Source organism: Desulfosporosinus burensis, from assembly GCF_054657535.1.
Genome location: NZ_BAAHYN010000004.1, coordinates 14,813 through 40,584, shown reverse-complemented (window position 1 = coordinate 40,584; position 25,772 = coordinate 14,813). Strand labels below are relative to the sequence as shown.

Below are 25,772 nucleotides of genomic sequence, written 5' to 3'. Positions count from 1 at the left end.
AAGAGGAGGAAAATGAGAGTAACAGGTTAGGAACCTGCTTAAAAACGGAGATATTGTCAACCTAGGTAAAAAATGGCTGCTTAGACGTCTTAAAAAAATGCCAGCCTGTATTAGGAGCTTCTGTGATTACAACTATGATACGTATTGGCTGAAAACAAATCAAGGTTAAACTGAGGGTGTCTTTATAGTAGACAGGTGTAATTAACAAATTTAAGTTAAACTATCTACTAAATAGACAATTAACTTTATCCCCTGCGCTTTTTGGGCTATCCGGGGGGGCTTTTATACGATTACATAGTATAACAATCAGGCAGAATCAGTGCAACTACGGCATTTGTTTTCTTCCGAAGGCTCGGCACCAGCCAAGTTTTCTTAACTTCGGTGGTGGTTGGTATGATTTTTGCAAATAGATTGAATTAAATAAAATTATCTGAAAAATCTGCAGATTTCAGTCTTGTCAAAATCGTTGGGGGAAACTAAACAATACGAGGAGGAATAATAAATGCCTGTAGGAACTTATGAGAATTATGTCAATCGTTTAGAAAAGATGAAACCAAACGTGTATATCAATGGTCAGAAGCTCGATAGAACTGGTGATTGGATTAACGGCGGGCTATATGTCATAAAACAAACCTTTGACTGTGCCCACGATCCGGCTTATGAGGAGGTATGTACAGCAACATCCCACCTTACCGGCAAAAAAATCAACCGCTATACCCACATTCATCAAAGCATGGATGATTTGCTGAAGAAACAACGGATGACCAGACTGCTGTGTCACAGAGTGGGCGGGTGTATTCAACGATGTATGGGAAATGATGCCCTCAATGCCCTTGCCGTTGTTACCTATGATATGGATCAGGCTTGTGGCACTGAATACAATAAGAGATTCCTGAAATATTTAGAGTACTCCCAGGCCAACGACCTTGTCGCCAACTGTGCCCAGACCGACACAAAGGGTGACCGGATGAAGAGGCCGCATGAACAGGTCGACTCCGATCAGTATGTAAAGATTGTCGAGGTATTGCCCGATGGCATCATTGTCAGAGGGGCTAAGATCTGTAACTCGATAGCCCCTTATGCGGATGAAATCATCGTTTTGCCGACGCGTTTGATGGGCGTGAAGGACGCTGACTATGCCGTTTCCTTCGCCATTCCCTCGGACTGGGAGGGTGTTAAGCTAATAGCTCTACCTGGTGGTCATAGCAAGCGAAAATACTTGCCGGCGCCAATGGGTGAAGTGGGTGACGTGGAATCGATGACCATTTTTGACGATGTGTTCGTACCTAACGAAAGAGTATTCATGAACGGCAGAGAGAATCCTGAGGTTGTACAATATGCGGGCTACTTGGCCTTGATGTTCGCCCACTTTCATAGACACTCCTATACAGGCTGTAAAACAGCTGTTTCCGAAGTTCTGGCTAGCCAAGCGGCACTCGTGGCTGAATACAACGGAATTGAAAAGGCTGGACATGTTAAGGAAAAGATTTCTCACATCATCGGTACAGCAGAGCTTGTATTTGCGGCGGGACAGGCAAGTGCCTACCGTGGAGTAAAATTCCCGTCTGGCTCCTTTGTACCAGACGAAATTCTTACCAATGCTGGAAGACGATTAGCAGGTCAAGAGATTTACAACGAGTATAGTATCCTAGCCGACCTAGCAGGTGGGCTGAGTGCCACCCTACCTATGGAAGCGGAGTTCTTTGCTGAGGAAACTGGTCAGCTCGTCAACAAGTATATCAAGAGGAACCCGAATATTTCCTCCGAAGACACACATAGGTGCTTCCGGATGGTCGAGAACCAGCTGTGCTCGCATTTCTCCGGAGCTCAGATGGTAGCCGGAATGCACGGCGGTGGCTCCCCATTAATGGAAACTATCACCATGATGTCAAGGTACGATCTAGAAAGTCTAAAAAACATCGCCAAGTATCTGGCCGGAATTAATAAAGAGCTGCCCATATTTGAGAGAGAGACTGTAACCCCCAGAAAGATGTTAGATAAATTTAAAAATTCAGTAAAATAGATTGTACTATATCATAGGGGATAACCCTTGGGTGTCACTTTGCCTACCCAGGGGCTATCACGGAATAGTTGAGGAAATAGTAGTACGTGGACTCCTGTCTCTTTTGTATACAGATAGGGTAAGGTGAATCAATTGGATTGTATTAGATTGACTTACAAGATATTTTTCACAGGAGATTTTTTGCCAAGTCTGAGGAGATTTTGGCTTTTGGAGTAGGGGACATAATTTTTTTTATAAAAAAGTATTAGAATATTTAAAAAATTCCCACTTTCGCTCATAGAAAGGGGAGTCTTGGAAGTGGATAAAAAATATAGTTGGAGGGATAAGACATGAATTTACCGGTTAAGTTGTTGGCCCTAGCCAAATCACAAGGAGAAAGAGAAGCGTTGGTTTGGACACAAGGGTTATTAACCTACACTGAACTGGCAAAGACCATGGATTATCTGGCAGCTGGCCTGCAGAATCTTGGCTTGACTAAAGGGGATCGAGTTGCCTTGCAACTACTTAATGGACCGGAATTTGTGATTGCCTACTATGCAATTATGCGATTTGGTGGAGTCGTTGTGCCGTTAAATCCCCTGTATAAAGGAAGGGAGGTGGAGTATATCATAGCTGATTCAGGAGCTAAGGCTTTGATTACTGCGCCTGCCTTTGTAGCGGCGATCGAGGGAGTTAGGGCTAATCTAGCGGAGTTTCGCCATTTGATTGTGACGGATGGAGAAGAGGGACCTGATAGTATCCTATTAAAGGATTTGTATTTAGCAACGGAAACAGTCTTTCCAGAATTAACGGAGAACGAATTGGCGGAAATTATCTACACCTCTGGAACTACAGGTCGACCCAAGGGAGCCATGTTAAGTCATAAAAACCTCTACTCAAGTGCCAGCATTATTGGCAAGGACATGCGATTATCTCAAGCGGAGAGAACCCTGATTGTTACTCCATTGTTTCATATTGCTCCTCAAAGCTCTTTTCTGAATTGTACTTTGATTTATGGAGGTACCTGCTACCTTAAAGAGCGTTGGACGAACGCAGATGACATACTTGAAACAATACAGAGTTTGAAAATCACCTACTTTTTTGCTGTCCCCACTATGTACGCCTTTATGTTGGATTCGCCTAAATTAAAGGGCTGCAACCTTTCATCTTTGAGAGTACCTTTTACGGGTGGGGCCTCCTTGCCCGTAGAGATTCTTAAAAAGTGGAAAGAAATAACTGGGGCTGATATAGTCGAAGGCTATGGTTTATCAGAAACGTCATCGGGATGCACCAGGAACCTACTCTTCGGTATAAAAAAACCTGGGTCGGCAGGGGTAGCCTACCCAACTATGGAGGTAAAGATTTTTGACGAACAGGAACGTGAATTGCCCTCCGGCCAGGTTGGGGAAATAGTAGTTCGAGGACCTAATGTTATGCAAGGGTATTGGAATAACCCTGAAGCAACGGAGCAAGCATTACGCAACCAGTGGTTACATACCGAGGATTTAGCTTATAAGGATGATGACGGTTACATATTTATTGTTGACCGTAAAAAAGACATGATCATACGGGGTGGTATTAATATTTACCCGAGAGAAATAGAAGAGATAATTTATCGATATCCAGGGATATTGGAAGTGGCCGTGATAGGGGTCCCAGACAAGGTAATGGGAGAGGAAGTACAGGCTTATATTACATTAAAGGTTGGTGCTGACATTGATCTTGAAGCACTTCGGGGCTTTTGCAAACAAGAAATGATTCACTATAAAATACCAAAGAGTTTTATAATCCTTGATCAGTTACCGAAAACTGTCAGCGGTAAGACTCTAAAGACTGAGCTGAGGAAAAATGCTAAAGCAGAAGCTTGGAGTCTTCACGAAGGGAGGTTAGACTATGAAAGCTCTGGTTTACCGGGGTTTAGGTGATATTCGTGTGGAAAATGTGCCAAAACCAGAAATCCAGGGACCGGAGGATGCTATTGTGCGGGTTACCACGACGAGTATTTGTGGTAGTGATTTGCACATCCTGCACGGTTTATTGAGAGTGGAACCTGGAACGGTTATCGGTCATGAATTTGTAGGTATTGTAGAAGAAGTAGGTTCAGCTGTAACCAAGTTTAAGCCTGGGGATAGAGTATTAAGCATGGCGGCGGTTAATTGTGGGCGGTGTCGTGCCTGCCGTAATAGACTTCTATTCGCCTGCGAAAACGGGGGCGCATATGGATGTGGTCCAAAGATGGGTAACCTCCAGGGGGTTCAGGCGGAGTATGCCCGTGTATTGTATGCAGATGAAACCTTGGAAAAGATACCAGAAGGTCTGACTGATGAACAGGTGCTCTTTGTCGGGGATATCCTTGCCACCGCGTACACGGGTGTGGTGGGAGTAAACCCGGATGGAAGGGGAATTCAGCCTGGGAGTGTAGTTGCTATTTTTGGCTCTGGACCTGTGGGACTGTGCGCAGTAGCGGTAGCGCGACTTTTTGGTGCATCTCAAGTTATTGCCTTGGATAGAGAGGACTATCGATTGGCAATGGCAACTCGTTTGGGAGCAGATAAGGTGTTTAATGTTTCGCAGGTGGACACGAAAGCGGCCATTATGGACCTCACTGATGGATGGGGTGCAGACTTGGTTGTTGAAGCTGTCGGTAGTCCGGAATCCTTAGTGAACTGCTTAGCTACAGTAGCTATCGGTGGGACAGTGTCCGTCATAGGAGTTATTTCACGACCGGTGGAAGTGCCGTTTCATAAGCTTTTGTTAAAGAATATCACGATGCAGACTGGACTTGGCAATTTCATTCATACCAAACGATTGATCAGCCTTATTCAGGCTGGCAAACTTGATCTGACTCCTTTAATTACTCACTGTTTTCCCCTGAAGGAGGCCGCGAAAGGGTATGAACTCTTTGAAAAGAGGCTGGACGGAGCCATAAAGGTGGTACTTAAACCTTAATCATATTCTGTAGGACCGCCTCTAAATTACTAACATTCGACTAGAAGGATATGGCCTGGTACAGAAAAGCTATGGGAAACATGTGAAATATTTTGACTGAGGGGGATCGTGAAAGTGGCTAAATCAATCCATTCTATGTTTTCTTTAGATGGAAAGGTTGCTCTGATTACTGGCGCAAGCAGGGGGATTGGGGAGGAGATTGCCAGTGTTTACTCAATGGCGGGGGCTAAGGTGGTTATATGTAGCCGTAAGCCTGAAGGGGTAAAAGAGGCTGCGGAAAGGATCAGATTATTCGGGACACTCTCCGAAAAGGGTGCGTCCCCATGCCTTAATAATGAGCAGAATGTTTTAGGGATAGTGGCTAATGTTTTAGTACCGGAAGATAGAAAAAAATTAGTTGAGGCGACCATGGACTGGGCTGGTCGGATAGATATACTAGTTAACAACGCTGGTGCAAATCCCAGTCAAGGACCTTTAACTGATTTAACTGAACTGGCGTGGGATAAAGTTTTCGAGGTCAATTTAAAGGCGTCACTTTTTCTTTCGCAATTGGTTTACCATGCCTGGATGAAGACCCATGGGGGCGTGATTATTAACGTCGCTTCCGTTGGAGGATTTCTAACCACCCCGGGTATAAATGCTTATAACGTTTCTAAGGCAGGGCTGATACATCTTACCCGTAGTTTGGCAAGAGAATGGGGACAAGATGGTATCAGGGTTAATGCCCTCGCTCCCGGTCTCATCAAGACAAAGTTCAGCCAAGTTATTTGGGACAGTCCGAAGGGGCCGCAGATGTTTGAAAGACACCCTATACCCCGTGTCGGTGAGGTGGAGGATATCGATGGCGCTGCTCTGTTGTTGGCATCGTCTGCATCATCTTTTATGACAGGGCACACTTTGGTTGTTGATGGGGGACAGTTACTATGTATCTCAGGTTGAAATGCTGTTTTTAGACATTCCTTATAATCAGAGGCGGCGGAGCGTCTGTCATAAATATTGAAAGGGGTATAAAAAGAATAACTAAGGAGGTGATTGCTAAGGATGGAGAATACCTGAATTTGCAGGAAAGGTTATTTTTTGGATTTAATAGTCCAAACAAATTTAGGGGTAACAGGTTTAGAGATTCTGTAATGGAAACATTAAAATTCTATTAAAAAAGGAGAATTTTAAAATGAAAAAAAATATATTTTCAATTTCTTTAGTATTATTGTTAGTTATGAGCATGGTTGGCTGCATGGCACAAAAACCAACAGTATCCCAAAACTCTAATCCGACGTCAACAATTGAAGCTTCTGCTCCGGTATTTAACCTGAAATTACAAGCTCACCTCTCTGGGGCACAGTTAGAGCGTTTGATAGGGCCTACTCTTAAACTAATTGAGAAAGAGACTAATGGGACAGTCAAGATCACGCCGTACGGTGGAGGGGTACTGATGCCGGTGCCGGAAATGCTTAGAGCCTTAACAACGGGATCTCTTGATATGGCAATGTTTGCTGAAGGATATTTTTCTGGTGTAATACCTGTAAGCGAAATTGGCCAAGGTTTACCGTACGGCTACAGAAATTTACATGAAGCCTGGATTTTCATGTGGCAAAGAGGATATTTGGATATACTGCGGCAAGAATATGCTAAGCAAAATGTGCACGTAATTCCCTTTGAAGCATTTAACGTTGGCTTGATGACTAAAAAGCCGATTGAACGGTTTGGTGATCTAAAAGGGTTGAAGTTAAGGTCTGGTGGCGGAATGAGTATGTGGGAGTCGGAGGCTGGAAGCTCAGTTGTTATGATACCAGGGGCTGAGCTATACACCGCCTTGGCTACTGGTGTTATTGATGGAGCTAGTTGGGGTGACGCAGGGCCAATGTATGAGATGAAGTTTCAGGAGGTCTTAAAAAATTACATGCTACCTGATCCAGTACAGGGAGCATGGAACAATTTGTATTTTAACATGGATGTGTGGAATAAGTTCACTCCTGGACAAAGAAAGGCCATTGAAGCAGCTGTTTTAAATGGTAGTAGGGCAGGTTCAGAGCAAACTCGGACTATGTACAATAGAGCTCTTGATAGTATGGTTGAGGACTTTGGTGTTAAAGTGAACACATTATCAGAAGAAGAGCAAGCAAAAGGGAAGGAAGCTGCGATTAAGGTCTGGGATAAAATAGCAGCAAAAGACCCAATTAACGCAAAGGTAATATCTATGCTTAAGGAATTTCACAAGGAAAGATTGGATGCGAAAAACGTCTCGCCTAAATTTGGCGATTTGTCATGGTAAGAAGTTGATTAGTCGGGGGGAGTATCCACTGCTCCCCTCGAAATATTAGTCAATAACGGGAGGTGCACTGTGAGAATAATTTTGCATTACCTTGACTTTGTTAGTGAGTGGACAGGAAAACTCATTTCTTTTCTGATAATTGTGCTGAGCCTAGTGATTGGTTATGAAGTAATAGCAAGGTATTTATTGAATGCCCCTACTATTTGGGTCCATGAGGCTTCAGGAATGTTGTTTGGAACTTACATTGTACTTGGTGGGGCTTACGTTTTATCTATCGGAGGACATGTTAATATGGACTTAGTTTACAATCGGCTCTCCATAAGGCAACAAGCCTTGTTAGACATTATTACGTTTTGGGTTTTCGCTGCCTTTTGCGTAACGCTAATCTGGACAGGATGGGAAAGGGCTTGGTACTCTATAAAAGTTATGGAAAAATCTGCAAGTATATGGGGTCCGCCTCTCTATCCGATAAAACTGGTGCTGCCCATAGGGGCTTTTCTCCTACTGCTTCAAGGGATTGCTAAATTCGCCCGGGACGTCATCACTTTAGTTAAGGGGGAGCGAGCTAATGAGCGTTAGTGCGGTTTCACTTCTTTTGTTTGCTTTGCTTATTGTACTTCTGATTTCAGGATTGCCTCTAGCTTTCGTCATGGGAGGGCTTGCTACTATATTTTCGTATTTACTGTTGGGACCCAAAGCCTTAGCTACTATTTCAAGTACCGCCTATGGCGTAATGGATAATTTTGTTATTATTGCTATCCCTTTGTTCATCTTTATGGGAGTAATTCTCCAGCGCTCAGGCATAGCCGAAGATGCCTATGATTTGATGTATAAATGGTTGGGTGGCATTAGAGGAGGCTTAGCCATTGGGACTGTAGGAGTCTGCACCATATTTGCAGCTCTGACTGGAACAAGTGCTGCTGCTACCGTATCAATGGGGATTATTGCCCTTCCAGCTATGCTTAAACGCGGTTACGACAAGCATTTGGCTATTGGTTGTATTTGTGCAGGGGGAACTTTGGGAGTACTTATCCCACCTAGTGTATTAATGATTATTTACGGGGTTTTTGGGTCGGAGTCAATAGGAAGGCTGTTCGCCGGAGGTATCTTTTCTGGTTTCTTGATGGCCTTTCTATTCATAGTCTATATAGCTGTAAGAGCCTACTTGCAACCTCAACTAGCCCCAGCTATCCCACCTGATGAGAAAGTTACTTGGAGGGAAAAGTTCTTAGCCTTACGAGGATTGATTCTCCCCTTGCTCCTTATTTTTGGGGTTTTAGGTTCAATTTTTTTGGGTGTTGCTACTCCTACGGAAGCTGCCGCCATTGGTGGTTTAGGCAGTCTCCTATGCGCTGCGATTCGTTATAGACTCACTTGGTCAGTTCTCAAAGATAGTTGCTACCAAACGTTACAACTCTCTGGAATGGTCGTATGGATTATCATTGGGAGTGCAGCCTTTACGTCCCTTTATGCTGCTGTAGGAGCAGTACAGTTCGCACAAGAGGCGTTAGCAGTACTGCCACTATCACCGTATATTATTTTGGCAGGAATAATGTTTCTCTTATTTATCTTGGGTATGTTTCTGGATCCTGGTGCTATCATAATGCTTACTGTTCCGATTTTTGTCCCTATTATAAAAACGTTAGGGTTTGACCCGGTTTGGTTCGGTGTTCTTTTCATCGTCAATATGCAGATTGGTTACTTGACCCCTCCTTTTGGTTTCAGTCTATTCTATATGAAACGAATTGTCCCAGAAGGTGTAACGATGGGAGATATATACCGGTCGGTCTTTCCCTTCGTCCTAATTATGATAGCTAGCTTAATACTATTTGTGATATTTCCTGAGATAATTTTGTGGCTTCCAAATCGGATCTTAAACTGAGAAATTGAGGTTTATTGTGTGATGGAGAAAAGAAGCATTTTTAGGAGGATTTACGATGAAAATCCGCACAATTGGAATTGTTGGCACTGGAACTATGGGAACAGGTATTGCTCATATAGCCGCTATGGCAGGATATGATGTAATCATGCGGGATATTGACATGACGTTTATTGATCGTGCCGTAGCTAATATGGATAAGTTTATGGCGCGTACCGTAGAAAAAGGGAAGATGACCGAGGAGGTACGACAGGCAACTTTAGGTAGGCTTAAAAAGACTACTGCGCTGGAGGATATGTCTGCTGCTGATTTCATAATCGAGGTTGTTTTAGAGAAGATGGATCTGAAGAAAGAGGTGTTTCAGACCCTTAATAAGGTGTGCAGACCTGAGGTTATCCTTGCAACTAATACTTCTTCCATGTCGATCACGGAAATTGCAACTGCTTCCGGTCGCCCAGACAAAGTCTGCGGCATGCACTTCTTTAATCCAGCTCAGATTATGCGCTTAGTGGAAATTATCCGTGGTGCGCAAAGTTCAGACGAAACGATAGCTGATGCAACTGATTTAGCTCGCGCTTTCGGCAAGACAACGGTTGAGGTTAAAAAGGATTCTCCAGGATTCATAGTCAACCGGATTTTGATGCCCCAGATGGTAGAAGCAGCTCGGCTCCTGCAGGAAGGGGTTGCTTCTGTCGAAGACATCGATACGGCTGTAAAGCTTGGACTCAACTATCCTATGGGAATGATGGAACTGTTTGATTTTGGCGGAATTGATCTTGCCTATTTTGTTATGGAATATTTTGCGGATGAATTCAGCGATAACCAGTACGCTGCACCGCAGATAATCAAACAAATGTGCAGAGCAGGTAAGCATGGTCGGAAGAGCGGAGAAGGTTTCTATAAGTATTAGGAGAGATACTGTATGGACAGTATCTCTTCGGGAAAAGCCTAAATTGTCTATGTAATGCTATAATCCCCCAGGGCTTCCGGTTGCACGTCAGGCCAGGGATAGTAAGGTTTACTCTATTTGGGAAGGTACTAATTTCATTCAGGCTTTGGATTTAGTGAGCCGCAAATGGAAACTAGATAATGGCAGTATTTTCAACGAGTGGCTCGTTGAGCTTGAACAATTCATTAACTTAAATAGGGGAGGGGGAGGTGATAAACCCACATTCCGCGGGTGTGACCTGTTGATGAATAGTTTTTTATTGTCATAGATGTAATAATGAGGAATGTGCAATAGAATATCTTTCGCTTGAATTATGCTCATTGAGCGTTATCACTTGATTATTCGATTGTACGTTATCCTCTTTTGCAAGTGAATTAATGGTTCATTTATTAGGTTTGTAGGTTTTTATGGGGTTTTTAATAATAGCTGGACAAACTGAGCCCTGTAATTTATGATGTTATCAAAAGTCTGTAAAAAGAGGGATGGCATCATGAAAATAAATGAATCAAAGAAGAGTACACCGACCCTGAAGATTAGTTTTTTAATGGCCATGGCGAACAAATTTCTTGAGAATATCGGCTTTACTGGGATTATCAACAATCAAACCGACGAGGGGACGAAGAGTCGTTCTAATATGGACACCGGAAACTTAGCCAAAGCCATCATTTTATCGACATTCTATAGCATGAGAGCCCCTCTTTACAAAATTGAACGTCGATTTAATCACAATGAGGTGGATGTCGAGTACTTCTTTGGTAAAAATGCCAAAGTCGGATCCCTCAATGATGACGCGTTGGGGGATTGCCTTGATAAAATTGCAGCTGCCGGAGATGAAACGCTCTTTAAATCCGTTGTGTTAAGTGCCCATACCACGTATGATATTGCCTTTAAGAGGCTACATGCCGATACCACCACCGTCTCCTTTTATGGGGAATACGCTGACGAAGAACCCCAAGTTTTTGATAACGCATTAGACATTGAGTCAGGACAAGAGCCTCGTGAAGAAAGCCAGATGGCAGAGAACACCACTCTAAACATTACACAGGGATATAACAAGGACCATCGGCATGAATGCCCCCAAGTGGTCGTGGGCAAGATCGTTAACGAACATGGCATACCGCTCGCTGCAAAAGTTATGGATGGGAACACTTCGGATATTGAATGGAACAAAATGGCGATTGATCTTGTCCATGATTTACAGGAAAACGGCTTGAACCAAGGGATTTATATAGCGGATTCAAAGCTGATGACAACGGATCTGGTCAGAAAAATGCTCCAAAAGCCCAAGGGAATCCAATTTATTTCAAGGTGTCCGGCGAACTTCTATCATAAATTGGAAAGCAGAATGGTAGAACGAGCCTATACAGAGAACCAGTGGCAGGATATTGGAGTCCTGGGCAAAAGCAAAAAGGCTTGCAACTATTGCGTGCAAGGGTTTAGCGAGCGATTTGAGGAAACCGATTTGCGTGTCATCGTGGTCCAGACTTCCGCAGGGGAATCCCGATATAACAATAAATTGGAGAGACAGCGCAACATCCTGGAGACGGCCATTGAAGATAGTTCGAAAAAGAGCTTTGCCTGTGAAGCAGATGCCGTAGCGGAATGGGATCGGTTTAGCAAAAAGCACAGTAAGCTTGCCTATGTGTGTCAGGTCGTATTTGAAGAGACAAAGACCCTGAAACGCAGACCGGGTAGACCTTCGTTGAAAGTGGAGGTTCCAAATGAATACAAATCGACTTGGAAAATCCATATCACTCTGGCAGGACTTGACGAAGAAAAGGCTAAAACACTGAAAGAATCTGAACAATCTTTCGTGCTGGTTTCCAATGTACCCGTTGAAGAAGCTTCAGATAAGGATATTGTTGCCTATTACAAAGATCAGATGGTGGTTGAGATAGATTTCAGATACTACAAAGAACCCTGCCTCGCATCGGTTATTTTCTTAAAGCATCCTCATCGAGTGAGGGCTCTGATGATGCTATTAAACGTATCCTTGCTGATACGAGCTTTAATTCAATATAAACTGAGAAAAGGACGCAAAGAATGGACAGGTGAACTCCCCAAAATTGGCTATAACGGGGCAAAGCTTCAGGATGCCCCGACCTTTGCTTTCTTACAGTATGCTTTAGAGGAGATGCATTTTATAAAGATTGGACATGAAGAATACACTTTTTATCTTGATGATAGCTTAAATACACTAAGGGGCATGACGCTATTAAAGATAATGGGTATGGAACCCAAGGACTTAATGGAATAAATTAACTATTTATTTTCTCAGAATGAGCGCGGAATGTGGGGATAAAGATAATTGGCAAAGATTTAATTGGTCGGGAAAGCGAACCAGTTAGAGTAAGGATCGAGGCAGATGCAGTCCGCAGGTTCGCCGAAACGGTAGGTATTCCCTTTGGAAATCGGGTGCCTCCAACTTTCTTTGCAACCTTTATGAAAGGTAGTATAGAAGGGGTTGATCTATTTCAACCTGGAACAATTCACGGTGAACAAAAATTCACTTATTTTCAACCGGTTTCAATCGGTGACAATATAGTCTATACTCGTCGGATCAAAGATGTTTTTGAACGGTCCGGCAAGGTTGGTAAAATGACTTATGTTATATTTGAGACAACAGCGTTCAATCATGTGGGGGAACAGGTTTTTTCAATGAGTTCAACAGTGAGTTTCTCGGATCATGGGGATGAAATTTGAATTGAAATAAGCTGATAGAAAATTAGAAGGCTACCGATATTATGCTGTATCGGTAGCCTCCTTTAGGGCTTACTTGAATCAATTAAGTTAGCGGGCGCCTAAATCATAGGGAGTCTGCTGATAGACAAAGTAATTTAACCAGTTTTGAAATAGCAAGCTTGTATGTGAGCGCCAATTATGGATTGGCGTTTTAGTAGGGTCATCATTAGGAAAATATCCAATCGGAAGAGCAATGGAAAGCCCTTTAGCGATGTCCCGGTCGTATTCCTCTTTTAGCGTTAACGTATCATACTCCGAGTGCCCTGTTACAAACACTTGGCGCCCGTCTTTAGAAACCACAATGTAAAGCCCCGCTTCATCTGACTCCGATAAAATCTCTAATTCGGAGTGTGTTTCAAGGTCGCTGCGCTTGACTTCCGTATGGCGAGAGTGGGGGACGAAGAACTCATCGTCAAAACCGCGCAGCAGTTGCATGCCGTTTAAGCTACGCTTGTTCACATTGTGCTTAAAGATTCCAAACATCTTTTCAGTGAGTGGGTATTTTGGAATACCATAATGGTGATACAGCCCTGCCTGAGCCCCCCAGCAGATGTGGAAGGTGGAGGTTACATGAGTTTTCGTCCACTCCATAATGGTTTTGAATTCTTCCCAGTAGGAGACTTCCTCAAATTCCAGATGCTCTACTGGTGCCCCAGTGATGATCATACCATCGAATTTTTGCCCTTTGATTTCACTAAAGCTTTTGTAAAAGGAATCTAAATGTTCTTGCGCGGTATTCTTAGAAACGTGAGAATCAATATGCAAAAGCACAATTTCGACTTGCAAAGGGGAATTTCCAAGTAATCTCAAGAGTTGTATTTCGGTTGTTTCCTTGCGAGGCATAAGGTTGAGTATTACAATTTTTAAGGGACGGATATCTTGGTGAAAGGCGCGTTCTTCTCCCATCACAAAGATGTTTTCCTGATTTAAAATCTCTAAAGCAGGTAAGTTTTCAGGTATTTTGATAGGCATGTATCTAAACTCCCCTTTTCGAGGTTGAGGTTCGATGCACGAAGTCCGATATTCGAGATCCAACTAGCGCACATCGATTCGCCCATTTTTTTAGTTGTGAAGACTGTATGAACTGATATCGCGCAAGGTTACTTAAGTTTAAGTTTCTTAGCTTCTTAAGCTCCTTGACTTGCCTGAAGAGCTTGATCCAGATCATATAGGAGATCATCAATGGTTTCTATACCAATGGAAAGACGAATCATATCAGGGGATACCCCTGCAAGACGTTGTGAAGCCTCATCGAGTTGTTGATGGGTGGTACTTGCCGGATGAATGACTAAGGATTTGGCATCCCCCACGTTTGCCAAATGAGAAAACAGTTTGAGACTGTTAATGAATTTTTTGCCTTCGTTCAGGCCACCTTTAAGACCAAAGGTGAAGATTGCTCCAGATCCCAGGGGTAAATATTTTTTAGCGAGGGTGTGATAAGGACTCTTGGCAAGCCCTGGATAGTTAACCCAAGTCACTAAGTCGTGCTGGTCAAGGAATTCTGCAATTTTTTGAGCATTGGCAACATGCCGTTCCATGCGTAAGGGAAGTGTTTCTAGTCCTTGTAAGAACAAAAAGGAGTTAAAAGGGGAAAGGGCTGCACCGGTGTCGCGTAAGAGGGATACTCTCGCTTTGATGATATAAGCAGCATTACCACAGGCTTCTGTAAAAATTATGCCGTGGTAGCTCGGATCTGGTTGACTGAGACCTAGGAACTTACCGTTGTTCCAGTCGAATTTTCCAGAGTCGACAATGACTCCTCCTATCGAAGTACCATGGCCACCAATGAATTTGGTGGCAGAATGCACCACAATGTCCGCTCCGTGCTCGATTGGACGGCACAAGTAGGGTGAGGCAAAGGTATTGTCAACGATCAGGGGAAGGCCGTTTTCATGAGCAATTTGAGCAATCGTTTCTAGATCGGCAACATTGATGAGCGGATTTCCGATAGTTTCAGTATACAAGGCTTTTGTTTTATCCGTGATTTTTGCGCGGAACTCTTCTGGTTTGTCGACGTCTACGAAGTGAACTTTGATGCCAAGTTTAGCAAACGTGTAGGCGAATAAAGTGTAAGTGCCTCCGTAAAGGGAACTGGAAGCGACAATTTCATCCCCTGCTTGTACGATGTTTAAAAGTGCGTAGGTAATAGCTGCTTGGCCGGACGCAGTCGCAAGCGCTCCAACTCCCCCTTCAAGAAGGGCGATGCGTTGTTCAAAGACGTCTTGAGTAGGATTCATAATTCGAGTGTAAATATTGCCAGGTTCTTTTAAGGCAAATAAATTAGCAGCATGGTCACTGTCATTGAAGACGAAAGAGGATGTCTGGTAGATAGGAACGGCACGCGAATTGGTTGCCGAATCTGGGCTTTGCCCTCCGTGTAAGGAAATTGTTTCAATACCTAGTTGTCGATTTTCAGTCATGATAATTCCTCCCGTTATTTTTTGGTTTGTGGCAGCATATAGGGATCGTTTGAATTGAGAGAGGGCTGTTGAGGTGTTTGATAAATAAAAAACGACCCACTTCAAGAGAAGCGGCCGTTATGATATTTAACACGCTACTCTCATCTCTCAGAACCTATGGTTCTGTTGGAATTAGCACCTCATAGCTTGCACTATCGGTTGCCGGGCATCATTGGGCCAGTCCCTCCGCCACTCTTGATAAGAGAAATTCAATATTTAGTTGTTGAGGATAATGATACTATAAATCAAATCAGCGCCTGTGTCAACAGATAGCGATTGCCAATTTGTGTTATACAATTTAAGGGGTTGAAAAGCTACTTAGGATTAAAAAATCACTTAGAATTATGGTTTTGATAAAGAGTACACAGGGGCGGATTTTTGCTTTAATGATGCGGGGAAGGCTATGAACGTGATTTCGGAGCTTAGATTAAGCGCGCCAAACCTACCCCTAAAGCCACGCCTGTAAACCCTACGACAATGCTTAGTAAGGTATATAATCCTGCCGTCATGAAGCTCCCGCCTTCAAGCAAAGCAATAACCTCATAACCAAAGGTGGAGAAGGTTGTAAAAGCACCTAAGAAACCGACACCGATTCCTAGTCGCCAAAGAGGATTAACGTTTAAGCGCTCAATAAATAAAATATGCAAGAAGCCCAAGAGAAAGGCGCCGGTAATATTAATAAGAAAGGTGTGCAGCGGGAATCCCTGATCCCATTTATTCGAAATCCATATCCCAAGGGCATAGCGGGACAATGCTCCGAGAGCGCCCCCTACGGCAATGACTAAAATGTTAGGCATTAGTCTACCTCATTTCTGAAAATCTCAATGATTTAGTGCACTTCTATCATATTACATGAGCTAAGTGGTAACAAGCATCATGTTCTAATGGTTACTTATTTAATCCCCTGACCTGAACGGATATTTATCAACAGAAAAGGGAAAATTGTAAGGAGTAGGATGTTGTAAAATTGTGTGAAAAGAAGTATCATTATACAAATATATCACTCAGAGATCTAGAAACTAGAGGTGTAAGTTTTGAAAAACGATCCCTTAAAAACCTTCGTAACCGTAGTCGAGCACAAGAACTTCTCTCGTGCAGCTGAGGAACTCTATCTATCCCATCCCGATGTCAGTATGCAAATCCAGAGTTTAGAAGAAGAACTTGATACAAAGCTGGTTATTAGTTCGTCAAACCATTTGGAACTTACTCAATCGGGCGAGATATACTATGGTTATGCTAAACAAATTTTGCATTTACAGGATAAGGCTAAACAGGAAATCAAGCAGATATCAAATGTAGTTACAGGGACTTTGAAGGTGGGAGCAAGCTATACAATCGGAGAATATCTTTTGCCCTTTGCAGTGGCTGAATTTGCGGCTCAATATCCGAGAGTAGAGATTGAAACGTCAATCGCCAACACGAGAGAGATAATTCAAGCGGTTCAAGCTAAGTACTTAGACATTGCTCTTGTAGAAGGAGAAGTCGATCATCCAAACATTTTTGTCCGCCCATTTTTGGATGATGAAATTATTTTATTAGTACCAAACCAACATCCCTTAGCAACGCTCCCCATTGTTACGACAGAGCTTCTCCAAGACCAAGTCTGGATTCTCAGAGAAAGCGGTTCCGGAACTCGTGCGTTCAGTGATAAGCTTTTCCATGAATGGGGAATCAATGTCCGAAAATCTTATATCTTTGGTAGTGGTCAAGCCATCAAGCAGGCTGTTACAGCAGGTTTAGGAATTGCTCTCGTCTCACGTTGGATCGTGAGAAAAGAGTTAAATGCCAAGGAATTAAAGACGATCAGAATTAAAGGTAAGCGTCTTAGTCGTTCATTTTACGTAATAGTGTCGAAAAGTCACGAAACCTCCGAGGCTTTGGAAGTTTTCACGGAGCAACTATTTACCCATGAATCAATTTCTTCGTTTAAAAAAATAGGCAAAAGAGGAATTGACGCCTAATTTGAGTCAAGAGAGTCAAGCTGATTACCTTTCGATGGTAGTCGGCTTTTTTGTACTATCAGAAAGTGAGGATTAAAAATGTTACTTTCAAAAATGCTTAAATGCAAGAGTAACGTTTAATGAAGGATTAAGGATGATGAAGTGAAGTGAGTAACATTAGGATTTTCATCGATTTTGGCAGCACGTTCACTAAAGTGGTAGCCTTCGACCTGGACGGGGAGGAACTAGTCTCGCGGGTACAAATCCCTTCAACTGTGGACAGCGATATCACGATCGGGCTTGAGGAAGCTATTGTGAAGGGACTGGTGCCGAGCGTCCCTTATTCAGGCACAGGATTTAAACGTTGCGGAATTGTAGGAAAAGAAGTATTATCTTTGGTAGTGGTCAAGCCTTTAAACAGGCTGTTATCGCGGGTTTAGGAATTGTCCTTGTCTCACGTTAGATCGTGCAAAAAGAGTTAAATGCCAATACATAATCAATCGCGAAGTAGTCAGATCATAACGTAACAATTATTTGTACGGTATTTGTTGAATGTAATAATTGTTAATGAAATAACAAATTATAATATTAAGCATGAAATAACTACATGTTAAAGGCTCCCTTATTATGGTGATGCAGGAGGATAGTATGATGTCCGATCCCTTAAAAATCTTTATTACCGTAGTCGAGCAAAAGAATTTCTCCCGTGCTGCTGAAGAACTTTATTTATCCCAACCCAGTGTCAGTTTGCAAATTCGGAATTTAGAAAATGAACTTGGCACAAAACTCATAAATCGTTCGCCAAAACATTTGGAACTTACTCAATCAGGCGAGATTTTCTATGGATATGCTAAGAACATCTTGCTTTTATATGATAAGGCCAAAGAGGAAATTGACCAGTTATCGAATGTGGTCACAGGGGGATTGAAAGTTGGGGCAAGCAATACGATTGGAGAGTATATTTTACCCATTGTATTGACTGAATTTGCGGCTCAGTTTCCGAAGGTAGGCATTGAAACCTCAATCTCTAATACGGAGGAGATTAGTCAAGCAGTTCGAGCTAACCATTTGGACCTTGCCCTTGTGGAAGGAGAAGTCAGTCATTCAGATTTTGTTATCCGTCCTTTGATGGAGGATGAGATTATTTTAGTGGTACCTAATCAACATGCCTTGGCTAGATTGCCAATCGTTACCGCAGATCATCTGCAGGATCAAGTGTGGATCTTGAGAGAAAGCGGCTCTGGAACCCGAGCCTTCAGCGACAAGCTGATCAAAGATCGAGGAATTCAGGTCAAAAAATCCTATATAATTGGAAGTGGTCAAGCCGTCAAGCAGGCTGTCATAGCTGGGCTAGGGATTGCCCTTGTCTCTAGTTGGATCGTCCGCAAAGAATTGAAGACTGGAGAACTGACGGCGATCCGGATAAAGGGAAGCGGTTAACTCGTTTTTTTTCGTTAATAAAATCAAAGAACCACGAACAGTCTAAGGCAATGGAAGTTTTTACGGAACAACTTTTCACTCATGAGCTACTAACTTACCCGAATAAATTAGGCCACAAGGGAATTGAAGCCTAATGTAAGACAAGAGAGTCTAGCTGATTACCTTTCAAGGTAGTCGGCTTTTTTGCCATCCATGGCAGTTACCTAAGTTTTCAGAACTTGGCGCCAACGGAGTTCTTTGCCTGATGTCTGACAGTACAAATGTAGTAGAAAAAAGATACTGAAATGTATTATGTATAAGGTTTTAACGGATAGCATTGAAGTGAGGGTGGCATGCGTCTTGACTCGGTATGATATAATACCATTGTAAAAAAAGTAAGGTCGGTGGACGTTATGTTTGAACCCGTTAAATTTTATGGTAACCTATCCGAAGGCATTGTACATCAGATTATGCATGGAATTAACAACGGCGAACTAAAGCCAGGTGATAAGTTGCCTCCTGAACGTGAAATGTGCACCATGTTTGCTGTGAGTAGGACAGTGATTCGGGACGCTCTAAAAATGTTGGTTGGGTTAGGTGTAGTTACGATCCGGCATGGTATGGGGGCTTATATTAACGAAGTGGATGGAGCGGAAGATGTTTCTCGATTAGCTTCTCTTCTTCATATTTCCCAGGGGACCATTGAAGAGCTATTTCAGGTCCGGGAGGTTTTAGAAAGCCAAGCCGTGATTTGGTGTACTCAGAACGCGAACGAGCAGGATCTTCGGGAACTCGAGCATATTGTTCGTAAAGGAAAAGAATTAGGGGATGCGGGTGAGTCAAAACTCGCATTACTTGATGCTGAATTTCACCTGAAGATTGCGGAGGCTGCAGGTAATCGGGTCCAGATGAGACTGATGATTAACCTGTTAGATCTACTCGGAGAAATTAGATCCAGAACGCTAAAGGTTCCAGGGCGGCAACGTTTATCCGTTCTGGATCATGAAACAATTGTTGAAGCGATTAATCAAAGAAATCCGGAATTAGCGCGTCAAAGAATGCTGAGTCACTTAGCGAATGTTAGAGAAGCCATTCAATCTGTGGCTCACGCTCATGAGGACTGGGATTAGGTTTAGAAAATACTCAAGAAAAAGATTTACTTATTTCTATTGGATGGATTGGAAATAGTAAATCTTTTTCTTTATTATCTGTTGACAAAAGTGAAATAAGGGGTTAGTATTTACCCATGGTCATACCACATACCACATACCACGTGTTGCATCGGAGTAAGAAATGGGAGAATAATACGTGAGGAGTGGTTAAATCTTAAACAAGGAGGATTATCATGAGCAGTCACAAATTTCTAGTTCACAATGATGGCGACTACGTAGGCGTTGCTATCCAAGACATTCAAGCTGGCGAAGAAGTACTAGGGGTTGAACTCCATAGTGGTAAGGAATATCACGTGAAGTCAAACCACGATATTCCGCTCGGTCACAAAATCGCACTCCAAGCGATTAAGAGCGGTGAAACTATCCTTAAATATGGTGAGAACATAGGAGTCGCAACCGCAGATGTTAAAATTGGCGATTGGGTACACACACATAACTTAAGAACTGCGAGGTGGGATTATGGAAACTAAGATTTTAGGATATAAGAGAGATAATGGTCGTATCGGCATCCGCAACCACGTGCTAATTATCCCAGTGGATGACTTATCCAACTCTTCTTGTTTGGCAGTAGAACATAATATAGCAGGAACCTTGGCAATTCCCCATCCTTATGGACGCCTTCAATTTGGTGCTGATCTAGAGTTGCACTTCAAAACCTTAATTGGTGCTGGACGCAACCCGAACGTTGCAGCTGTCGTCATCATCGGAATCGAACCGAACTGGGCTAAGCTAATTGCCGATGGAATTGCTGAGACGGGCAAACCTGTAGCGTATTTCGGTATCGAAGGTTATGGCGACCTGAAAACGATCGAAAGAGCTTCCCGTAAAGCTCACGAGTTCGTTCAATATGCTACTTCCTTAGAAAAAGTAGAGTGTGACCTCAAAGATCTCGTAGTCAGCTTCAAATGCGGTGAGTCTGATACGACTACTGGCTTGGCTAGTAACCCAACAGCGGGAGTTGTCGGAGATCGCTTAGTTGAAATGGGTGGTACCGTAATCTTTGGTGAGACCCCGGAAACAACGGGTGCTGAGCACATTCTTGCCAAACACTTCGCAACTCCTGAACTCGGAGCGCAATTTCTTAAGATTCATAAAGACTATATGGATCTCATCGAATCCAAAGGTGCCGACCTTTTGGGAACTCAGCCGACTCAAGGTAATATTGCCGGTGGTTTAACGACTATCGAGGAAAAAGCGCTGGGCAATATCACAAAAGCAGGAAAGACTCCGATCATCGGAGTACTTGCTCCCTGTGAAGAGCCGACTGCACCAGGACGCTATTTCATGGATAGTTCCTCAGCAGCTGCTGAGTGCATCACGGTTATGATGGCTGCTGGCGCAACCTTACACATCTTTATCACAGGACAAGGTAATATCGTTGGGAATCCCATCGAGCCCGTGATCAAGATGTCCGCTAATCCGAATACTTGCACCAATATGTCTGAGCATATCGATGTGAACATTAGTGGTGTACTGTCTCGTGAAATAAACATGGAACAAGCAGCTGATAAAGTAATGGAGTGTGTCATAAAAACTGCACGCGGTCGCTTGACGGATGCAGAAGCCTTGAACCATAAAGAATTCGTTCTAACTCGTCTCTATCCAAGCGCGTAAATGATGCTTTTCTAAACTGAGGTTTATTTCATTCGCTGTGGATCAAATGCTCACTGTTTAAGTTCTGGGGGTTTAAGATTTAATGGAGTAATTATTAAATCTTAAACCCTTTTCTCAATGATAGTCATATTCTTAGAAAAGCAAGTAAATAAAACCTACATATGGGAAAGGAAGGGATGGGATGAGTCAACGTTACTCTCCTCAAACGCTGGAAGACTTTTGTCAAGCTCTTTTGATCGCGACCAGGGTCCCGGAGGATGAAGCAAAGATCGTTTCCTCTGTTCTCGTGGATACGAGCTTGGATGGGATCGATACGCATGGAATCAGTCGGTTGCCCATTTATCTATCTCGCTTGATGAATGGGCGCATTAATCCCAAGCCATTGATTCAAAGGAAAATGAACGGTGCAGTCGCCAGTGTGGATGGAGATAACGGCCTGGGTCAACTGGTTGCTTATCGATCTATGGAAGTGGCGATTGACTTAGCTAAGGAGTTCGGGATCGGTTTCGTCACGGTTAAAAATAGCAATCATTTTGGAGCGGCTTCGACGTATTGCAAAATGGCTGCCAACCAGCAAATGATTGGACAAGCCTATACGAATTCACCCTGTGGTATTCCCCCATGGGGAGGGATAAGTCCCTATTTTGGAACTAATCCAATTTCCTACGGATTCCCTAATGGGGAAGAGCCAGTTATCGTCGATATGTCTTCTTCAACGGTTGCCCGTGGAAATATTATTATCGCGGCGAAAGAAGGTCGTTCTATACCTGAGGGATGGGCTATTGATAAGGAAGGAAAACCGACAACGGATGCCAAAGCAGCCCTGCAAGGTGCAGTTTTACCGGTTGGTGGGGCGAAAGGTTATGCTCTAGCATTGGCAGCCGAAATCATGTCAGGGATCATTAGCGGTTCGGCTTATGGAACTCATGTGGGATGGATTTATGATGATGCTCTTGATCCGGTGAATATTGGACATAGCTTTTTCGCGCTGGATATCTCTCGACTCATGCCTGTGGTGGACTATACTCAAAGAATGAGTGACATGATCGGGGAAATTAAAAAAATCCCGAGGGCTGAGGAAGTCGACGCCATCCGGATTCCAGGTGAACGGCGTCAGTCCATTGCCGAGGAACGCCAAAAGAATGGAATCCCTGTCAATGATGGATTGCTTCAAGAACTCAATGAACTCGCTGGAAAATTCGGCCTTCCATCCTTGAATAAATAAAACAATTAAAAAGGAGGAGTGTAAATTGTCATTCAAAGTGGCTTTGGTAGTTGATCCTGATAGGGACAATGTAGCCACAATTCTCCGCAAAGGGGTTGAAATTGGCGAGGCCATTGTGTTTTCTGTAGGAAAGAAAGAGTTTCAAATCGCTGTCAGGTCTGATATTCCATACGGTCATAAGCTTGCCATCAGTCCCATAAAAACAGGGGAGGCAGTCATAAAATATGGTACAGTAATTGGAAAAGCTACGGTAAATATCGAAATTGGCGAACACGTTCACGTCCACAATATTGATAGTTTCCGTGGACGAGGAGACTTAGTTACGGAGAGAGGAGTTGTCCAAAATGGCGAACTTTAGAGGATACATTCGACCGGACGGCTCTGTAGGTATTCGGAATTATACTTTAATTCTCTCTGCGACTATTTATGCCAATAGTGTCGTCGAAAGAATAGCCAACTCGATTTTAGGTGCGGTACCGATTACTCACCATTTGGGTCGAGCTCAAACAAAATCAGATAGTAAGCAGACCTTTGAGATTTTGTGCTCCATGGGTAAACATCCGAATGTTGGCGGAGTAGTTATAGTTGACCACTTCAGAGAAGACCTTTGTAATGTTGACGACCTCGGTCATGAAATTTCTAAAACAGGTAAACTGGTAGCCACAGTTAATATAAGGGACAGCGGCGGAGCAGTAAAGGCAGTTGCCGAAGGCACTCTTAAAGCTATGGAAATAACTCGACAGATTTCTACATGCGAAAGAGAAGAAGTTTCGATTGCAGAGTTCCTCCTCGGCTTAAATTGTGGAACTTCGGATACAACATCGGGATTATCGTCAAATCCGGCTTTAGGTTTTTGCTCGGATCGTATCATCCGAGCAGGGGGTAGGTCTATTCTTGCTGAACTGCCAGAACTTATGGGGGCTGAGGAGTGGTTGGCTTCAAAAGCTGTTAATTCAGATGTAGCGGACAAAATTTGGCATCAAATTCGTGGTTACGAGGAGCGTATTTTAGCTACAGGGGAAGATATACGGGGCTCTCAGCCTACTGCAGATAATATACTGGGTGGATTAAGCACAATCGAGGAAAAGTCGCTTGGAGGTGCCAAGAAAAGCGGTTTCGCTTTAATTCAAGATGTTATTGGTCTTGGTGAAACTCCAGGAAAAATTCCAGGAGTCTATCTCATGTATACTCCTGGACATGGCAGTGAATCTATTACTGCAATTGCTGCGGCGGGCGCACAAGCTCTTGTTTTCTCTACCGGTGGCGGGCATACGATTGCTCATCCCATTATGCCTACAATCAAAGTGACTGGTAACGCCACGTCTTATGGTTTGATGGAGGACACCGTTGATATCGATCTATCCGGGATTCTAGAAGGGGATCTATCGTTGGAAGAGGCCGGGGACATGATCTATGATGAACTTGTAGAGGTGCTCTCAGGCAAACTTACAAAAAGTGAGATTCTGAAGGAAGCGACAGGCTTTGCTATACACAGAGTTGGGTTAAGCATCTAAATTGATTCTGTAATAAATTAAATAGGGGGAAGAGTTAATGAAAAAACACCTTCGTAAATTTACAGTATTGTTAACAACCGTTTCATTATTGTCATTTGGACTTATAGGGTGCGGATCACAATCTAGTTCTCCTGGAACCGAAAAAAAGCAGATCGTCTTAAAAGTTGGACACGTGATGCCTGACAGTCACCACTTCCAGAAAGGATTAGAAAAGTTTGCTGAACTTGCTGCTCAGAAAACAAATAACCAAGTTAAGGTTGAGATTTTCGCTAGTGGTGCTCTAGGCGGTACACGCGAAAGGGTTGAGGCTGTTAAAGCTGGTACTGGAGATATGGAACTAAGTGGTACAACTCAATTGGCAGCCTTTATTCCTCAATATTACGTTATGGACATGCCCTTCTTGTTTAAGAGCTATGAGCATGTCGATGCAGTGCTTGATGGTAAAATTGGAAAAGATATGGCTATATTGGCTGAGAAGCAAGGTTTTAAGGTTCTTGGTTGGGCCGAAAACGGATTCCGTGATGTTTTCAATAAATACCGTCCTGTTAACACTGTTGAAGACCTCAAGGGTTTAAAACTAAGAGTATTTCCTAACCAAGTGTATGTAGGTACTTTTAAGGCACTCGGAGCAATGCCCATGACAACTGACTGGGGTGAACTCTATACAGCTCTTTCACAAGGTAGTGTTGATGGAGCTGAAGCTGCAGAAGCTCACTTCATGACTGGCAAGTTCTACGAAGCGAACCAAAAGTATTTCTCTTTGACTAAGCACATGTATGTGCCAATGGCACTTATTATGAACCTCGACAAATACAACAAACTCCCAGCTGATGTTCAAAAAGCAGTATTAGAAGCAGCCGACGAAGCAACTAAATTTCAGCGTAAGCTAGCTCGTGAAGAGTCCATTAAATATCAAGAAGAGATGGAGACTAAGGGAGTAAAAGTCAATGAAGTTGCTAACCTCGAACCCTTCATTAAAGCTACTGCTTCTGTCTACACCGAGTGGGAGCCGAAAATCGGAAAAGACTTAATTGATACTGTCCGTAATGCTGACCCCAAAAAGAAATAAACTTCTAGTTTCTAACTATGTTTGATATGCTTGCGACGGGGTAAAAACCCCGTCGCGTTTTATAAAACTTGGAGGTGCATAAGTTTGACAGTGTTAAGCAGGTTTTCTGATCAGTTATTTAGTGCTATAAAAGTTCTTCTTTTCGCCATAATCTTGGTTATGACAATCGCTGGCTTTCTACAGGTTGCTACCCGTTATCTTTTATCTACTCCTCTACCATGGTCGGAAGAATTAACCCGTTATTTATTCGTGTGGTTAACATTCTTTGGCAGTGCCGCTGCTGTCAAAAAAAAAGCTCATATTAACATGGAATTAATGTTAGATAAGTTGCCTCCAACTGGTAAGAAGATTATTCAACTAATTGCTGATGCAGCCTTCTTGGGTTTAAGTATATTCATAACTGTGTATGGCCTTAAACTATCAATCCAAAACTGGACACAAAAATCTGATGCAATGGGAATTCCAATGACTCTACCTTATTTGGCAATTCCTATTGGTGGGCTTATAATGGCATTTTTTATCTTTGAAATTATGCTGAGTCGAGTGTCCAAACAGCATAATTAAGGA

General features: G+C 43.0%; 23 protein-coding genes, 1 pseudogene and 1 riboswitch. Of the genes and pseudogenes, 21 read left to right on the top strand and 3 right to left on the bottom strand.

Annotated features, from left to right (window positions below):
• Positions 1-502: 502 nt before the first annotated feature.
• The 10 genes from ACYQ3Q_RS07555 (at position 503) to ACYQ3Q_RS07510 (ending at position 12,754) form a co-directional block, all read left to right on the top strand.
• The gene (locus ACYQ3Q_RS07555; protein ID WP_459927997.1) at positions 503-2,023 is read left to right on the top strand and encodes a 4-hydroxyphenylacetate 3-hydroxylase family protein; all 1,521 of its coding nucleotides are present in this window, start codon (positions 503-505) and stop codon (positions 2,021-2,023) included.
• A gap of 329 nt (positions 2,024-2,352) precedes the next feature.
• Positions 2,353-3,927 (top strand): class I adenylate-forming enzyme family protein, encoded by a 1,575-nt coding sequence (locus ACYQ3Q_RS07550; RefSeq protein ID WP_459927996.1) that lies wholly within the window; start codon positions 2,353-2,355, stop codon positions 3,925-3,927.
• Positions 3,896-4,951 (top strand): zinc-dependent alcohol dehydrogenase, encoded by a 1,056-nt coding sequence (locus ACYQ3Q_RS07545; RefSeq protein WP_459927995.1) that lies wholly within the window; start codon positions 3,896-3,898, stop codon positions 4,949-4,951. Before ACYQ3Q_RS07550 ends, ACYQ3Q_RS07545 begins: the two co-directional genes overlap by 32 nt.
• Before the next feature lie 114 nt (positions 4,952-5,065).
• Positions 5,066-5,890, top strand: coding sequence for an SDR family oxidoreductase (locus ACYQ3Q_RS07540; RefSeq protein WP_459927994.1), 825 nt, complete (start codon positions 5,066-5,068; stop codon positions 5,888-5,890).
• Positions 5,891-6,122: 232 nt separating this feature from the next.
• Positions 6,123-7,223 (top strand): TRAP transporter substrate-binding protein DctP, encoded by a 1,101-nt coding sequence (gene dctP / locus ACYQ3Q_RS07535; protein ID WP_459927993.1) that lies wholly within the window; start codon positions 6,123-6,125, stop codon positions 7,221-7,223.
• 69 nt (positions 7,224-7,292) lie between these two features.
• Positions 7,293-7,802 carry a TRAP transporter small permease subunit gene (locus ACYQ3Q_RS07530; protein ID WP_459927992.1) on the top strand — a complete coding sequence of 170 codons (510 nt, stop codon included), beginning with the start codon at positions 7,293-7,295 and terminating at the stop codon, positions 7,800-7,802.
• Positions 7,792-9,105, top strand: coding sequence for a TRAP transporter large permease (locus ACYQ3Q_RS07525; RefSeq protein ID WP_459927991.1), 1,314 nt, complete (start codon positions 7,792-7,794; stop codon positions 9,103-9,105). Before ACYQ3Q_RS07530 ends, ACYQ3Q_RS07525 begins: the two co-directional genes overlap by 11 nt.
• A gap of 55 nt (positions 9,106-9,160) precedes the next feature.
• Entirely contained in the window at positions 9,161-10,012 is an 852-nt protein-coding gene (locus ACYQ3Q_RS07520; protein ID WP_459927990.1) for a 3-hydroxyacyl-CoA dehydrogenase family protein, read from the top strand.
• Positions 10,013-10,541: 529 nt separating this feature from the next.
• Positions 10,542-12,308, top strand: a complete 1,767-nt coding sequence (locus tag ACYQ3Q_RS07515; protein ID WP_459927321.1) for an IS1634 family transposase — start codon at positions 10,542-10,544, stop codon at positions 12,306-12,308.
• Positions 12,309-12,343: 35 nt separating this feature from the next.
• Positions 12,344-12,754 (top strand): FAS1-like dehydratase domain-containing protein, encoded by a 411-nt coding sequence (locus ACYQ3Q_RS07510; protein WP_459927989.1) that lies wholly within the window; start codon positions 12,344-12,346, stop codon positions 12,752-12,754.
• Positions 12,755-12,841: 87 nt separating this feature from the next.
• Here ACYQ3Q_RS07510 and metA read toward each other — a convergent pair whose 3' ends face one another.
• The 3 genes from metA to crcB form a co-directional block, all read right to left on the bottom strand.
• Positions 12,842-13,765 carry a homoserine O-acetyltransferase MetA gene (metA, locus tag ACYQ3Q_RS07505; RefSeq protein WP_459927988.1) on the bottom strand — a complete coding sequence of 308 codons (924 nt, stop codon included), beginning with the start codon at positions 13,763-13,765 and terminating at the stop codon, positions 12,842-12,844.
• A gap of 155 nt (positions 13,766-13,920) precedes the next feature.
• Positions 13,921-15,213, bottom strand: a complete 1,293-nt coding sequence (locus ACYQ3Q_RS07500; protein WP_459927987.1) for a homocysteine synthase — start codon at positions 15,211-15,213, stop codon at positions 13,921-13,923.
• A 137-nt stretch (positions 15,214-15,350) separates the two neighbouring features.
• Positions 15,351-15,457: riboswitch (SAM riboswitch) on the bottom strand.
• A gap of 217 nt (positions 15,458-15,674) precedes the next feature.
• Complete coding sequence (gene crcB / locus ACYQ3Q_RS07495; protein ID WP_459927986.1) at positions 15,675-16,049, bottom strand: fluoride efflux transporter CrcB; 375 nt, start codon at positions 16,047-16,049, stop codon at positions 15,675-15,677.
• Between the two features lie 237 nt (positions 16,050-16,286).
• Between crcB and ACYQ3Q_RS07490 the strand changes: the two genes are divergently transcribed.
• The 11 genes and pseudogenes from ACYQ3Q_RS07490 to ACYQ3Q_RS07440 all read left to right on the top strand — a co-directional run bounded on the left by ACYQ3Q_RS07490 (position 16,287) and on the right by ACYQ3Q_RS07440 (position 25,769).
• A complete protein-coding gene (locus tag ACYQ3Q_RS07490; protein ID WP_459927985.1) occupies positions 16,287-17,213 on the top strand; it encodes a LysR family transcriptional regulator in 927 nt (308 codons plus the stop codon).
• A 146-nt stretch (positions 17,214-17,359) separates the two neighbouring features.
• A complete protein-coding gene (locus ACYQ3Q_RS07485; RefSeq protein ID WP_459927984.1) occupies positions 17,360-17,632 on the top strand; it encodes a glutamate mutase L in 273 nt (90 codons plus the stop codon).
• Positions 17,633-17,840: 208 nt separating this feature from the next.
• A pseudogene (locus ACYQ3Q_RS07480) lies at positions 17,841-18,766 on the top strand (LysR family transcriptional regulator).
• Between the two features lie 258 nt (positions 18,767-19,024).
• Complete coding sequence (locus tag ACYQ3Q_RS07475; RefSeq protein ID WP_459927983.1) at positions 19,025-19,741, top strand: FadR/GntR family transcriptional regulator; 717 nt, start codon at positions 19,025-19,027, stop codon at positions 19,739-19,741.
• 215 nt (positions 19,742-19,956) lie between these two features.
• Positions 19,957-20,253, top strand: coding sequence for a UxaA family hydrolase (locus tag ACYQ3Q_RS07470; RefSeq protein ID WP_459927982.1), 297 nt, complete (start codon positions 19,957-19,959; stop codon positions 20,251-20,253).
• Entirely contained in the window at positions 20,243-21,397 is a 1,155-nt protein-coding gene (locus ACYQ3Q_RS07465) for a UxaA family hydrolase (RefSeq protein WP_459927981.1), read from the top strand. The genes ACYQ3Q_RS07470 and ACYQ3Q_RS07465 overlap by 11 nt, the downstream gene beginning before the upstream one ends.
• Before the next feature lie 181 nt (positions 21,398-21,578).
• Positions 21,579-22,622, top strand: coding sequence for an Ldh family oxidoreductase (locus ACYQ3Q_RS07460; RefSeq protein WP_459927980.1), 1,044 nt, complete (start codon positions 21,579-21,581; stop codon positions 22,620-22,622).
• 25 nt (positions 22,623-22,647) lie between these two features.
• Positions 22,648-22,980: a UxaA family hydrolase gene (locus ACYQ3Q_RS07455; protein ID WP_459927979.1), complete on the top strand. Its 333-nt coding sequence runs from the start codon at positions 22,648-22,650 to the stop codon at positions 22,978-22,980.
• On the top strand, positions 22,967-24,136 hold the full coding sequence (locus tag ACYQ3Q_RS07450) for a UxaA family hydrolase (RefSeq protein WP_459927978.1): 1,170 nt from the start codon (positions 22,967-22,969) through the stop codon (positions 24,134-24,136). Before ACYQ3Q_RS07455 ends, ACYQ3Q_RS07450 begins: the two co-directional genes overlap by 14 nt.
• A gap of 37 nt (positions 24,137-24,173) precedes the next feature.
• Positions 24,174-25,205 carry a TRAP transporter substrate-binding protein gene (locus tag ACYQ3Q_RS07445; RefSeq protein ID WP_459927977.1) on the top strand — a complete coding sequence of 344 codons (1,032 nt, stop codon included), beginning with the start codon at positions 24,174-24,176 and terminating at the stop codon, positions 25,203-25,205.
• A gap of 90 nt (positions 25,206-25,295) precedes the next feature.
• Positions 25,296-25,769 (top strand): TRAP transporter small permease, encoded by a 474-nt coding sequence (locus ACYQ3Q_RS07440; protein WP_459928313.1) that lies wholly within the window; start codon positions 25,296-25,298, stop codon positions 25,767-25,769.
• Positions 25,770-25,772: the final 3 nt, after the last annotated feature.